General features: G+C 59.5%; 11 protein-coding genes and 2 riboswitches. Of the genes, 7 read left to right on the top strand and 4 right to left on the bottom strand.

Going from position 1 to position 12,703, the window contains the following annotated elements; genetic code table 11:
- The first annotated feature begins 349 nt into the window (after window positions 1–349).
- The 6 genes from AC6I6H_RS21830 (at window position 350) to AC6I6H_RS21805 (ending at window position 5,910) form a co-directional block, all read left to right on the top strand.
- Entirely contained in the window at window positions 350–1,033 is a 684-nt protein-coding gene (locus AC6I6H_RS21830) for a cyclase family protein (RefSeq protein ID WP_497956621.1), read from the top strand.
- 18 nt (window positions 1,034–1,051) lie between these two features.
- On the top strand, window positions 1,052–1,735 hold the full coding sequence (locus tag AC6I6H_RS21825; protein WP_497956619.1) for a DUF1989 domain-containing protein: 684 nt from the start codon (window positions 1,052–1,054) through the stop codon (window positions 1,733–1,735).
- Entirely contained in the window at window positions 1,732–3,135 is a 1,404-nt protein-coding gene (locus AC6I6H_RS21820; protein WP_497956617.1) for a M20 family metallopeptidase, read from the top strand. The genes AC6I6H_RS21825 and AC6I6H_RS21820 overlap by 4 nt, the downstream gene beginning before the upstream one ends.
- A 157-nt stretch (window positions 3,136–3,292) precedes the next feature.
- A complete protein-coding gene (locus AC6I6H_RS21815) occupies window positions 3,293–4,195 on the top strand; it encodes an ABC transporter ATP-binding protein (RefSeq protein ID WP_497956615.1) in 903 nt (300 codons plus the stop codon).
- Window positions 4,192–4,926, top strand: coding sequence for an ABC transporter permease subunit (locus tag AC6I6H_RS21810; protein ID WP_497956614.1), 735 nt, complete (start codon window positions 4,192–4,194; stop codon window positions 4,924–4,926). Before AC6I6H_RS21815 ends, AC6I6H_RS21810 begins: the two co-directional genes overlap by 4 nt.
- A 156-nt stretch (window positions 4,927–5,082) precedes the next feature.
- Window positions 5,083–5,910 carry a GNAT family N-acetyltransferase gene (locus AC6I6H_RS21805; RefSeq protein ID WP_497956612.1) on the top strand — a complete coding sequence of 276 codons (828 nt, stop codon included), beginning with the start codon at window positions 5,083–5,085 and terminating at the stop codon, window positions 5,908–5,910.
- 462 nt (window positions 5,911–6,372) lie between these two features.
- Here the strand turns inward: AC6I6H_RS21805 and AC6I6H_RS21800 are convergent, their stop codons facing one another.
- From AC6I6H_RS21800 to allB, 4 genes are all read right to left on the bottom strand, one after another.
- Window positions 6,373–7,122 carry a polymer-forming cytoskeletal protein gene (locus tag AC6I6H_RS21800; RefSeq protein WP_497956610.1) on the bottom strand — a complete coding sequence of 250 codons (750 nt, stop codon included), beginning with the start codon at window positions 7,120–7,122 and terminating at the stop codon, window positions 6,373–6,375.
- Window positions 7,119–7,760: a DUF4004 family protein gene (locus AC6I6H_RS21795; RefSeq protein WP_497956607.1), complete on the bottom strand. Its 642-nt coding sequence runs from the start codon at window positions 7,758–7,760 to the stop codon at window positions 7,119–7,121. Before AC6I6H_RS21795 ends, AC6I6H_RS21800 begins: the two co-directional genes overlap by 4 nt.
- A 305-nt stretch (window positions 7,761–8,065) precedes the next feature.
- Complete coding sequence (locus AC6I6H_RS21790; RefSeq protein WP_497956604.1) at window positions 8,066–8,626, bottom strand: cysteine hydrolase family protein; 561 nt, start codon at window positions 8,624–8,626, stop codon at window positions 8,066–8,068.
- 110 nt (window positions 8,627–8,736) lie between these two features.
- Window positions 8,737–10,149, bottom strand: a complete 1,413-nt coding sequence (allB, locus tag AC6I6H_RS21785; RefSeq protein ID WP_497956602.1) for an allantoinase AllB — start codon at window positions 10,147–10,149, stop codon at window positions 8,737–8,739.
- A gap of 132 nt (window positions 10,150–10,281) precedes the next feature.
- Window positions 10,282–10,384, bottom strand: a riboswitch (purine riboswitch).
- Between the two features lie 409 nt (window positions 10,385–10,793).
- Window positions 10,794–10,893: riboswitch (purine riboswitch) on the top strand.
- A 71-nt stretch (window positions 10,894–10,964) separates the two neighbouring features.
- Between allB and AC6I6H_RS21780 the strand changes: the two genes are divergently transcribed.
- Window positions 10,965–12,302: a 5'-deoxyadenosine deaminase gene (locus AC6I6H_RS21780; protein ID WP_497956600.1), complete on the top strand. Its 1,338-nt coding sequence runs from the start codon at window positions 10,965–10,967 to the stop codon at window positions 12,300–12,302.
- The last annotated feature ends 401 nt before the right edge of the window (window positions 12,303–12,703 follow it).

Here is a 12,703-nt window from a genome sequence, read left to right as displayed (position 1 = left end):
CCATGACCAAAGCTCCCGGCGCGTGATGGATATTGGACCACGACAATAGCCAAAAAATCCACCCTGAAATAACGCAACTTTATTTCATTTTCTGTGGTGCCCGTCAGGACATGGGTGGCTAACGGTTGCCAACGCCCTTATTTGCTCCAAAAGGGGCTCCATTAAGCGAAAAACACGAGAATAAGCTCCGTGGCAACCGTTACAAATTGCAGACGCGGTTTTTCGCTCCATTAAGGCTTGTGGCAACCGTTAGCCGGCCGGGGGAGGTTTCCCGTTTCCCCTTGCAAGTAATTTACGAAACCAACCTGGCCGGTTCCGCGAGTCCGGCCGGTCGAAAGGAGGTTTTTCCATGGGCATCCGGGTCGTGGACCTCTCCCAGGAAATTTATCAGGGGATGCCGGTGTTTCCGCCGCATCAGAAAACGATGATTTTTCCCAACATGAGCCACGAGGAAAGCGAGCGCAAGCTGGGCTTTGCATTCGCCACCAACAACCTGCTGATCAACGAACACGGACCGACGCACAGCGACGCGGCCTTCGAGTACGATCCGAATGGGAAAACCATCGACGAAATGCCGCTGGATTATTTTTATGGCCCGGCCGTCTGCCTGGACGTTTCGCACGTTCCACCAGGGGGCTACATCACCGTTGCCGATCTGGAAAAAGCGCTGCGCGGCGCCTGCCTGCCGCTGGACCGGGGCGACATTGTGCTGCTGTACACCGGCCACTACAACCGCGCGTACGGCACGGACGAATGGCTGACACGCTATGCCGGGCTGGATTACGAAGCGGCCGAATGGCTCGCCCGCCGCGGTGTCGTCAACATCGGGGTAGACTCGCCTTCCATCGACAACCCGGACGATCCCGCTTTTTCGGGGCATCTGGTTTGCCGCAAATATGGCCTCACCAATACCGAGAACCTCTGCAACCTCGAGCAAGTGGCGCAAAAACGGTTCCTCTATTTCGGCCTGCCCCTGAAAATCCGCAAAGGCACCGGTTCCCCGGTCCGTGCAGTCGCCGTATTCATTGAATAAAACGGGGAGTTGAATGCTATGCCCAGCGAAAGCATCATCGAGGAGATCGCCGTTCCGCCTTACGAAGGAAGAAGCGCGTTTGTCCGCAAGGGACAGACGCTTTACATCATCGACGTCGAAGGCAAGCAGGTGGGCGATTTCGTCTGCTTCCGCGCATCCGATCCGGGAGAGCATGTTTCGCCGGTCCATATGCGCGCCTCCCTCAGCAGCATCCGGCTGAAAATCGGGGACGGCCTTTACAGCAACCGCCGCCGTCCGCTGATGCAGCTGACGAAGGATACGGTGGGGAAGCATGATTTCTTTTTTCCGGCTTGCGATTATTACCGGTACAAGGTCGACTTCGGCCTGGAGGAACACCCCAACTGCCACGACAATCTGCAAAAAGCGCTCGCCCGGTATGGCCTGGGCGACATCGGGGTCCCCGACCCGATCAACTGGTTTATGAATAACGCCCTCGATGAGAAGGGGGATTATGTTATTGAGGAGCCGCTGTCCAAGCCCGGCGATTACGTAGCTTTGCTGGCGCTTGAGGATGTGGTGGTGGCGCTCTCCGCCTGCTCGCAGGATTTGGCCCCGGTGAACGCCTATCAGGTGACGCCGCTCAAAATGCAAATCGTCGGAGAGGCCGGGCCCGGGCGGCCGCCAAGCAGAAGAGGAGTCCCCGTGCGAAAAAAAAGAATCGCGGAGGTGAGCATCCAATGAGCCCGGAGCACAGGTATGACCGCACCCATCCCAGCACGCCCGCAGGCAAGGACGGCACGGCGGCTGAGCCCGGCAGCGCCGGCGCGGAAGGCCACGAATGCCGCGCATCGGCGCGCAAGGACGGCACGGCGGCTGAGCCCCGCCCCGTGGAGGCTGAAGGGCACGGCGGCCGCGCAGCCGCCGTGCCCTTCGAAGAAGCGGCGGCGTTCCTGCGCCGCCTGGTCCGGCTGGACAGCTGCAACCCGCCCGGCGGCGAGGAAGCGGTCGCCCGCTGCCTTGCGGAGCGGCTGGAAAGCGCCGGGCTGGCCGTGCGCCTGCTGCCGGCCGGCGCCAGCCGCTGCAGCCTGGAGGCCCGGCTGCGGCTTCCCGCCGGCGCGGCGGGCGCCTCCGGCAATCGGCTGCTTCTGTGCGGCCACCTGGATACCGTAACGCCCGGCGATTTGAACGCCTGGCGTCATCCGCCGCATGAAGGCGTCATTGAAGGCGGCCGCTTGTACGGACGCGGAGCCAGCGACATGAAGAGCGGCCTCGCCGCTATGGTGCTGGCGATGGAAGAGCTGGCCCGGGCGGAAGCGGACCGGCGGCGCAAGGCGGAGGAAGCGGCGCTGGAAAACGGGCGGGACCCGGATTCCGAAGCCATTTCCGAGCTGATTCTGTTGGCAACCGCCGGGGAAGAAGTGGACTGCATCGGCGCCCGGCGCTACGTGGAGGAGGTCGGTCTGGCCGGAGTGGACGCAATCGTGATCGGCGAGCCCACCGGCGGAAAAGTTGCCGTCGGCCACAAAGGCGCCCTCTGGATTGAGCTTTCAGTGGTCGGGCGGACGGCGCATGCCTCCATGCCGGAGCGCGGTGTAAACGCCATTGACCGCATGCTGGAGCTGGTCGCCGCCATCCGGGAGTTCGCCTCGGCGAACGGGGCGTCCAACCCCCTGCTCGGGAGCGGCTCGTTAGCCCTGACGAAGCTTTCCGGCGGCATTCAAACCAATATGATCCCCGACTGCTGTCTGCTTGAACTTGACATGCGGACAGTTCCGCCGCAAGCTCATCCCGGGCTGCTCCGCCGCCTGGAGGAGCTGCTGGCCGAAGCCCGCAGCCGCGACCCGGAGCTGCAGTGCCGGATGCGCTGCCTGCTGGACCGGCCGCCTGTCCTGACCGATCCGCAGGACGCTTTGATCCGGCTGGCGCTTGCCGCCTCCGGGCAAAAGGAAGAGGACATCCGGACCGTCTCTTATTTTACGGATGCCTCCGTCCTCAATCCCGAAAGCCGGATACCCACGCTGCTTTACGGACCGGGGGACGACAGCCTGGCTCATCAGCCAAACGAATCGGTCGACCTGGAGGCGTACTACCGGTCCATCGCTTTCTACCGGGAGCTGGCCGGACGATACCTGAACAGCTGACGGCTCCCTTTGCTCTCCCGTCCAAAACGCTTGCGCCGCCCAACGGACAGCCAAGCGTTTTTTTGCGCTTGTTTTTCCTGCTCATTGGAATATGATGCAATAGAAAGCATTTATTGTTGTTTCCTAGTATTGTTGTTTTCCTAACAAGGAGGCTCCCATGGCGGCCATCATTCTGGACTCGATCTCCAAAGAATACCCCGGAGGCGTTCATGCGCTGGACCGGCTCTCCCTCACGATACCGGAAGGAGCCGTGTTCGGGTTTCTCGGACCGAACGGCTCCGGCAAAACCACAACCGTGCGAATCCTCAACGGCATTTTGCGGCAAACCGGGGGACAGGCAAGCGTTTTTGGCTATGACACACTCCAAAGCGGGACCGACATCCACCGGCTCTCCGGCGTTATGACGGAAGCGGCGCGCTGTTATGAGAATCATTCCGCCCGGGAAAACCTGATGCTCTACGGTGGACTTCACGGGCTTACGGGAAAACGACTGGCGGATAACATCGAGCGGACCTTAAAAGAGGTTGGATTATTCGACGACAAGGACCGCAAGGTCAAGCACTTCAGCTCCGGGATGAAAAAGCGGTTGTACCTGGCCATCGCCCTGGTGCACGAACCGAAGGTCCTTTTCCTGGATGAGCCGACAGCCGGCTTGGACCCGCAAAACGCATTGGTCGTAACGGAGTTGATCCGTTCCCTCGTCAAGGAAAAAGGCGTCACCGTCTTTTTATGCACCCACCAGCTTTCCTACGCGGAAGCCATATGCACCGATTACGGCTTTCTGCGAAAAGGACGGCTGCTCGCCCACGGCAGCTTTGAAGCGCTTCTGAAGGCGAACCGGGCGCCGCTCACACTGGTCGTGAAAGGGAAGCACCTCGGCCCTTCCTTTGTTTACGATGCGCAAAAGGACTGGTATACCCGCGAAATCGCGGAGGATGCCGAATCCGCTGCCATTATCCGCGACGAGATTCTGGCCGGCGGGCTGATCAGCGAAGCGTTCAAGCGGAGATGGGACCTCGAAACGCTGTATTTTTGTTATTTCAAGGAGGAGGAAGCATGAAAAGCGTTTACCGTATCCTGATCGCCAAAGAAATCCGCAATGTCGTCCGCGACCGGCAGGTGCTCCTCCCGATGCTTGTCTTTCCCTCGCTTTTTCTGCTGATCATCCCTTGTTTCGTGGCCTTTATGCTCATCAGCGGCCGCTCGTCCGGCACCTATGAGCAGTTCATGAGCGGTTTCGACAAGCTGTTCCCGCTTTTGTTTCTGCTTGTTCCGGTTACGCTGTCCTCGGTAATCTCCGCGGGCTGCTTTGTGGGCGAACGGATCCACGGCACCATGGAGAGCCTGCTGTATTGCCCCGTCACCGTCCGGCAAATTCTCACCGGCAAGCTGACGGGAATTTTTCTACTCACTTATTCCATCACGTTGGCCTATGTTCTCCTTTTTGGCGCCATTTCCAACTACACCGGCCTTGCCGTTTACGACCGCTGGATTTTCCCGAACGGGCGGTTCCTCTTCCTCATTCTTTGGCTTGCCCCCGCCGCCACCCTGTTTGTGATCACCTTGACCATCCTCATCTCCGCCCGGGCAAAATCTTTCGAAGGCGCCCAACAGCTCACCACCTTTCTGGCGCTTCCGGTGCTTGTTCCTCTCTTCGGCCAATTAACCGGCGCTTATCGGATCAGCAGCCTGTGGTACTTGATCATCGGGCTCGCAATCTTCGCCGCCGACTATATCCTCCTACGCATCGCAAGCCGGCTTTTTGTCAATGAAAAACTGGTTTCCCTGTAAGGCTTGCCGCCAATAGCTTCGTCCCTGTAACAGCGCCTATTTTCATTTGCGAAATTTTTCACCAGCGTATTGCCAAACCTTTCCTCCGGATGTATCTTTATAAACAATCGATCATCTATAGACAATCGATCATCGCCGGAAAAGGAAGGATGCCCCGTGATTCTATTAAACCCGCACGAGTACCCAAAAGCGCTTGAAGCTCTGCAAGCCATCCCTGTTAATACCATGTTCGCCGAAGCGGTCCTGCGCCAAAAGCTGCCGGGAACGGTTTACGCCAACCGGGAGGACAAGCCGGACGCTTTTTATGCACAGCATCCTTACGGCATGTCCCTTCTGTTCGGCAATCCGGGGGACGAGGCATTCAACCGGCAGGTGGCGGATCATTTAACCAACGCCGGCAAAACCCGGACGGGGACCGAATGGCTGCAGGTATACCCGGACGCCTGGAACGGGGTGCTTCAAGACCTGCTCGGCTCCCTGCTGCTTGAAGGCGGAGAGCCGGCAAGCGCTCCGGCCGGGCATGTCGTGAAAAACACCCGCGTCAACTTCAAGCTGGACCCCGAGGCTTACCGCGAAGCGGTCCGGCTGGCGGGCGAGCCCGGCTGCGAAGTCAGCCGAACGACCGGGGACATGCTTCCAGGCATAACGGGGGCGGTCGTGCCGCGGTATTTCTGGCGCGCGGAGGAGCAGTTTCTGGAGGAAGGCGTCGGCTTTACGCTTGTCTGCGACGGAGAGCCCGCGGCGACCGCCTTCTCGTCCTGCATCAACGAAACGCAGCTGGAGATCGGCATCGAGACAAAAGCGGGCCACCGGGGCAAAGGGTTTGCCTTCCATGTCTCGGCCGCCCTCATCGATTACTGCCTGGCGCACGGCCTGGAGCCCGTCTGGGCCTGCCGGCTGGAAAACCAAGGCTCGTACAAGCTGGCGCAGAAGCTCGGCTTCCGGCAAACGCTGACTCTGCCTTACTATTTCCTCGCCCTGTAAAACGCCAACGAGCAAAAAAGCCCTTTTCGTACGGCTATGGCCGGCGAAAAGGGCTTTTCGGTTTCGTCTCGTTAGCCGCCCATGCCCTGGCGGGCACCACAGACTATAAAGTTGCGTTATTTCAGGGTGGATTTTTTGGCTATGCCGTGGTCCAATGTCCATCACGCGCCGGGAGCTTTGGTCATGGGGCGCCGGAAGGGACCGGACAAATTCTAACGGTTGCCAGCGAGCTTATTTTGCTTAAAACGGGACTTTTCAAAATCTAACGGTTGCCACGGAGCTTATTTGGCTCGGAGAGGGGGCGTTTTGGTCTTTTTGGGGCAAATAAGCGCATCCGCAACCGTTAGAAATGGAAACAGGGGTTTTTTGGGCGAATAAGCGCTGTGGCAACCGTTAGCCACCCATGCCCTGGCGGGCACCACAGACTATGAAGTTGCGTTATTTTCGGGTAGAAGGGACTCGTTAAATCTGGATATGGCGCTCAACCCGGCTCGACGGATGAACCACCAGCCGGTCCGTATATTCCACGAGGCCGATGCGGCTGTTCGGTCCGATAATCACCGTGCCGCCGTGGACTGTCTGGACATGTGCGTTCTGAAGCTCCACCTGCGTGCCCTCAACCAGAGAGGATTCGAACCGCTGGTAGGCCCAATTGCCGAACAGGGAGCACAACCAGTCCAGCAGCTTGGCAAAAGGCACGCCGCCCCCGCGTACAATCCGGATGGAGTCTCCGCCGATCTCCCGCGCATAGCAATTGCCGTGCATCGTAAACTCCAGCCGGTTGACGTTCATCAGCTCGTCGACCCGAAAGACGCCCGAGCCGGTAAACTCCTCCGCCTCCACATCCGCGCGGCTGCGGAACGATCCGCTGACCTGAACGCGGTTCACCTTCAGCCCCCGGCAGGAGAAGCTGCCCGATGTCGTCACGAAATCCGTTTCCATCCGGCCTTCCACCGAACCCGAACCGGAAAAGGTATGCTTGCGTCCCGTGAGGTCGCCTTCAAACTTTCCGCTTCCGCTGACGCTCAGCTCCTCCGCGCTCACATTGCCCCGGGCGCGTCCCGAGCCCGAAATCCGCAGGCTATTGGCCTGAACGCCGCCGTCCAGCACCCCCGAGCCCGAAATTGTAATCCGGTTGTATTGCCCGCCCGGAATGGTGCCGCTCCCGGAAATCGTGCCGTCGGGCAGCCGATAGCCTTCCATTGCCATCATCCTTTCTCCTCCTTATCCGTAAGCCCCGCCGCCAGCTTTCGGGCTTCGCTCTCCATGTCGATATCCGCCACTATCATCAGCTCGGGCTCCGGCCACAATGGCGCCCCTTGCTCCAGCAGCACAAACGCTTCAACCCGCACTCCGCCCAGGACCGCGACGCGGTAGGCGGTGCCCTTCATTTCGGGCAGCCAGGCCAGCGCGGCGGACGCCCACCGGCCGGCCAGCGCATCGTTTAAAAGCCCCCGCTTCTCCAGCTGATTGCCGATATGCAGAAACAGCAGATGCAAAAAGGTCAGCCCCTCGCCGCCCAGACGGTCCAGCATAGCCCGCGCCGAAGCGGTGCCGAGGTCAAGCCGCGCGGCGGCTTCCTTGCGCGCATACGTCCGGTCGTCCTGCTCGGGGGAAAACCGCTTCGCCAGCTCCTCCAGCGAATGGTCGTCTTTCATCGCCAGAATGGCCGACACCCGCTCCAGAATCCGTTCCCGGGGAAAAAAGGTTTCCTGCCCGGTATAGGCCGATTGTTTAACAAACCAAGCGTCGGGGATCAGGCTCTGGCGTTTCCACCGGTACAGCTGCCCGTACGAGATTCCGGTCACCTGCAGCAGTTCCTTCTTGGAAATCCACTCTTCTTTCTCCAATCCCTTCCCTCCACAAAACATTGTTACGTTGAATTTAGTGTAACATAACATTGTTACGCGATCAATAGGCGCTTTTTTGGACCCCGCATATTCTTAAAAAGATCCGTTTGCCTTCTCGCTGCGCGCCCTCATAATCAAGTTCCCCCGTATTCCATCCCCTCCTTTGTTCAACACTTCCCTGACCTCCGCAGCTCCTTGCCCTTTTATCCGCTCTTCGCATTGGTTTTAAACCGCGCAAAAAACCGCCTCCGTTGACCGGACGGAGGCGGCTTGCAGCTAATTCGGCTTTCGGGGCCGAGCCCGTGTCAATTATGCGTGACGGCAAAGCGGTTTTTGTATTCGTCCAGCGTGACGACCTCGCCGAAAATGCCGATGTCGCGCAGCCCGGCCCGGTGCATCTCCTCGTCCTTGGAGGCGCAGCAATCGCTGACGCACATGACCTTGTAGGTGTGATAAAGCGCGTCGGACGCGGTGGAGCGGACGCATACGTTCGTCCAGACGCCCGTCACGACCACGGTGTCGATTCCCTCCTCGCGAAGGAACAAGTCCATGTCCGTGTAGCTGAATGCGCTGTGCCGGCGCTTTTGCACGATATAATCCCCTTTGTCCTCCTGCGGCTGAAGCTCCTCGATAAAGGCGGATCCCCAAGTCCCCTTGATCGCGTGCACCGGCCGCACCCGGAAATCGGCGTCGCTCTTGCGGTGCGCCTCCTGCACGAAAATGACCTGAATGCCGTTGTCATGGCTGAAGGCGATCAGCTCCTGGAGCGCCGGCACAATTGCGGCACCGTTCGGACAGCAAAGCGCGCCCTCCGGCTTGATAAAATCATTTAACATGTCGATGATGACCACTGCGTGCTTGCCCATTGCGCAACCTCCTTATTGGTAAGCCGAAAGCCGCCTCTCCCGGTCTTGGGGCACCTTACGGGTTGACTTCGCCCCCAACCTCTTGCAGCTTCGGCGGCCCGCGCCCCCGATCAGTATTTCAGCAAGCGCGGCAGCTCGCTGATTGTCTGGCGTTTCACGTACTGCCCGACGCCGGGCTTGGCGACGATGCCCTCAGAGTCATCGTATACCAGGTGGCCGCGCACGATCGTTTTGTCCACCTTGCCCTTCAGCTTCATACCATGGAACGGCGTGTATTTCGGCTTGCAGTGCATCTTCTCCTGATCGATCGTCCACTCCCTGTCGAGGTCGATGATGGTGAAGTCCGCGTCCGCTCCGATTTCCAGCGCGCCTTTTTTCGGGTAGAGCCCATAATGCACCGCCGGGTTTTTGCACAATACCTCGACGAGCCGCGACAGGCTCAGCCTGCCTTTGTTGTAGCCTTCGCTGACCATCACCGGCACCATCGTCTCGACGCCCGGAATGCCCGGGAATGCGGTCCAGATGTCCTGGCCCGGCGCCTTTTTCTCCGTGGCGATCTCGTACGGCGCGTGATCGGTGGCGACAAAATCGACCGAGCCGTCGATCAGGCCCTCCCACAGCATCGCGTTGTCTTCCTTCCGGCGCAGCGGCGGGGCGATTTTGGCGAACACGCCGAATTCGGTCATGGCGTCCACCGCGTTCAGGGTCAGGTAGTGCGGACACACCTCGGCCGTTATCTTCAGCCCTTTGAGCTTCGCGGCTTTCACCAGCTCACTGCCGACGCCCGTGCTCATGTGCACGATATGCAGCCGCGCCCCGGTCTCTTCCGAGAACGCGATGCCAAGCTGAATCGCCGCTTTCTCCGCCAGAATCATACGCGCTTCCGCCCAGGCCGGGCCGTCCGTCCGCCCCTCGGCTTTCAGCTTGTTTACGTAATAATCGCAGATGGCGTAGTTCTCGGCGTGAATGCCGATCGGCAGGCCGGTTTTCGCTACCGCATAGAAGGCCTCAAGCATTTCCGGGTCCGTGACCCGGGGATAGGAAGGTACGGACGGCGTCATGTACACCTTGAACGCGACGACCCCCTGCGCCGCCTGTTCCTCGACAATGCTCATCATGTCGTTGCGGACATCCTCGCCCGTGATGCCGCCCCACATGGCGTAATCCACCAGCCCTTTGCCTTCGATCTGGCTCAGCTTGTATTCCAGGTTCTGCACGGAGCGGACCGAGGGCACGCTGCAGCAGGGCATGTCGACAATCATCGTGACGCCGCCCGCCGCGGCGCTGCTCGTGCCCGTCACGAAATCTTCCCGGTGCGTAAAGCCCGGGTCGTTGATGTGCGTGTGCGAATCGATGCAGCCCGGCAGCACCAGCATGCCCTTCGCATCGATGACGCGGGCGTTTCCGGTGTCCGCCACCTTGCCGAAGCCGACAATCGTTTCATTTTCCACCAAAATGTCCGTCAGCACCGTGCGGTCGCCCTGCGGAATGTTCGCGTTTTTCACGACCAGATCGTAACTCATGAACACACACCTCTTTTCAAAAGGATTTCCCGGCCGGGCGCGCAAAAAAGCCCAGACTGCAACAGGTACGGAATCGAGGCCTTGCCCGAAATCCCAACGCATCAAATTGCCCATACGCGGGTGCGGCGCAATCGTCCATTCCATACCTCTTGTAGCCTGGGGCAATTTACGGTCGCCTGGTCGAGACGCTCAATCCGATTATTGAGCTTATACAAGGGTATGCTGCGGCTGGCAGACAAAGACCAATGGGAGAATAGCTTTCATCAAGGCAGAGACCCTACGCGAAAATAGTCAGCGCTCCGAAGGAGATTTGGGCTTCCGGCCGCTGTTGTTTCCGGATTCGTCTGAATGGGACCCCAAAGGGGCGAATCCGAAAACAAAGGCGGGCGCTGGCGCTCCTCCAGCCTCAAATTCCTTCTCCGCTTCTTTTTTCCCAAAGGGTACAGCAAAGTGCCTTTCCGCTATTCATCGGGTCGTTGTCTTTGCACATTTTGCCAGACCGGTTAAATTAAGTTCATGCTATCACCCGTTAATTTTTGTGTCAATATATCGGACATAAGCGTCACGAACTGTTCAAAAAATGAATATTTTTGTTAGTGCTTGTTATATGAATTGACATGAATGACCTTTTGGGCTATAGTCAGGATTACTTTCAAGCTTCTTTTCGTATAACCTTAATGATCGGATTAAGGGTCTCTACTCGGAAACCGTAAATTTCCGGCTACGAAAAGCATGCCCTTGCCGGCGTGTTTTTTGGCGGCCGGTTTTTTATTGGGAAGGGATAGAGAAGCATTTTGGTGGAGGTGGCGATTTCGATGTCCAGCCTGTTGATCAAAAACGCCCAGCTGGTGACGATGAACGCGCAGGAGGAAATTGTGCACGGCGACATCTGGGTGAAGGGGGACCGGATCGAAGCGATCGGCCCCGATCTCGACCCGCCGAAGGAAGGCCTCACGGTCATTGATGCGACGGGCCGGACGGTAATTCCGGGGTTCGTGCAGACCCACATTCACCTGACGCAGACGCTTTTTCGCGGAAAGGCCGACGACCTGGAGCTCATGGACTGGCTGCGCAAACGGATCTGGCCGCTGGAGGCGGCGCACGACGAAGAATCCAACTACTATTCCGCCCTGCTCGGCATCGGCGAGCTTCTGCAAAGCGGCACCACGACCATTGTCGACATGGAGACGGTGCACCACACGGAGTCGGCCTTCCGGGCCATCGCCGAGAGCGGCATCCGGGCCATCTCGGGCAAGGTGATGATGGACAAAGGCTCCGAGGTCCCCGAGCCGCTGCGGGAAAAGACGGCGGATTCCATTCAGCAAAGCGTCGATCTGCTGGAAAAATGGAACGGGTACGACAATGGCCGGATTCAGTACGCGTTTTCCCCGCGTTTTGTCGTGTCGTGCACGGAGGAGCTGCTGAAGGAAGTGCAAAAGCTCTCATCCTCTTATAACGTCAAGGTCCATACCCACGCCTCGGAAAACCAGGGCGAAATCGCCATCGTGCAAGCCGAAACGGGCATGCGCAACGTCGTCTACCTGGATCATCTCGGCCTCGCCAACGAGCGGCTTATCCTGGCCCACTGCATTTGGCTGGACGACGAGGAAAAGCGGATCATCCGCGAGCGCCGCGTCAACGTGAGCCACTGCCCCGGCTCCAACCTGAAGCTTTCGTCGGGAATCGCCGAGGTGCCGGATATGCTGGACCAGGGAATCTCCGTCAGCCTTGGCGCGGACGGCGCACCCTGCAACAACAACCTGGACATGTTCAACGAAATGCGGCTGGCGGCTCTCATCCAGAAGCCGCTGCACGGCCCGACCGCCATGAACGCGAAGCAGGTGTTCCGCATGGCAACCATCGGCGGAGCGCGGGCGGTCGGCCTCGGCGACGAGATCGGCAGCCTGGAGGTCGGCAAAAAGGCCGATCTTGCGATTCTCAACCTGAACCAGTTTCACACGTTCCCGTCCTACGGGTCGGACCCGATCCCGCGCATTGTCTACTCCGCCACGCGGGCGGACGTGGAAACGACCGTTGTCGGCGGCCGCATCGTGATGGATCGCGGCATCATGCGCACCATCGACAAGGAGCTGGTGCTGCGCGAAGCCGACGCCTCAATCAAGCGCTTGTTGGCCCGCACGCCCGGCATTTAAGGCGATTTGGCGCCGCTGCGCGTCGCCGCGCACTTCGCGGTGACTCCTTCTCCTGAACAGTGGTACCCAGTGGCGGCATCCCTGAAAAGCTTCCCTCCGGCATGGCCGGCAGGGAGGCTTTTTGCCATGCCGGGCGGCCGGGCTTTATGCCGATTGCGGGGCGATCTGCTATACTGGGGAAAGATCAAAGCGGGCCGCCTACGGTCCGAACGGAGCAAGGAAACGGCAGTCAGCCGGGGAGGACAACATGGGAGAAGCGAAGCACAGAGCGAAAGACGCCGGGCGCGGGGCGCAGGAAGCGGGACGCCTGGCGGAATTGGCGGAGCGTGAGACGCCGGGGGCGGGACGCATGGCGGAAAAGGCGGAGCGTGAGACGCCGGGGGCGGGACGCATGGCGGAAA

It is taken from the genome of Gorillibacterium sp. sgz306347 (assembly GCF_059735245.1).
The sequence above is the reverse complement of the archived record's forward strand: the minus strand, read 5'-3'. Positions and strand labels throughout refer to the sequence as shown.

Excerpts from the sequence above, each read along its gene's own strand:
- AC6I6H_RS21815 (WP_497956615.1), top strand. The coding sequence starts at position 3,293 with ATGGCGGCCATCATTCTGGACTCGATCTCCAAAGAATACCCCGGAGGC.
- AC6I6H_RS21820 (WP_497956617.1), top strand. The coding sequence starts at position 1,732 with ATGAGCCCGGAGCACAGGTATGACCGCACCCATCCCAGCACGCCCGCA.
- AC6I6H_RS21790 (WP_497956604.1), bottom strand. The coding sequence starts at position 8,626 with ATGGGCAAGCACGCAGTGGTCATCATCGACATGTTAAATGATTTTATC.
- AC6I6H_RS21810 (WP_497956614.1), top strand. The coding sequence starts at position 4,192 with ATGAAAAGCGTTTACCGTATCCTGATCGCCAAAGAAATCCGCAATGTC.
- AC6I6H_RS21825 (WP_497956619.1), top strand. The coding sequence starts at position 1,052 with ATGCCCAGCGAAAGCATCATCGAGGAGATCGCCGTTCCGCCTTACGAA.
- AC6I6H_RS21830 (WP_497956621.1), top strand. The coding sequence starts at position 350 with ATGGGCATCCGGGTCGTGGACCTCTCCCAGGAAATTTATCAGGGGATG.
- allB (WP_497956602.1), bottom strand. The coding sequence starts at position 10,149 with ATGAGTTACGATCTGGTCGTGAAAAACGCGAACATTCCGCAGGGCGAC.
- AC6I6H_RS21780 (WP_497956600.1), top strand. The coding sequence starts at position 10,965 with ATGTCCAGCCTGTTGATCAAAAACGCCCAGCTGGTGACGATGAACGCG.
- AC6I6H_RS21800 (WP_497956610.1), bottom strand. The coding sequence starts at position 7,122 with ATGATGGCAATGGAAGGCTATCGGCTGCCCGACGGCACGATTTCCGGG.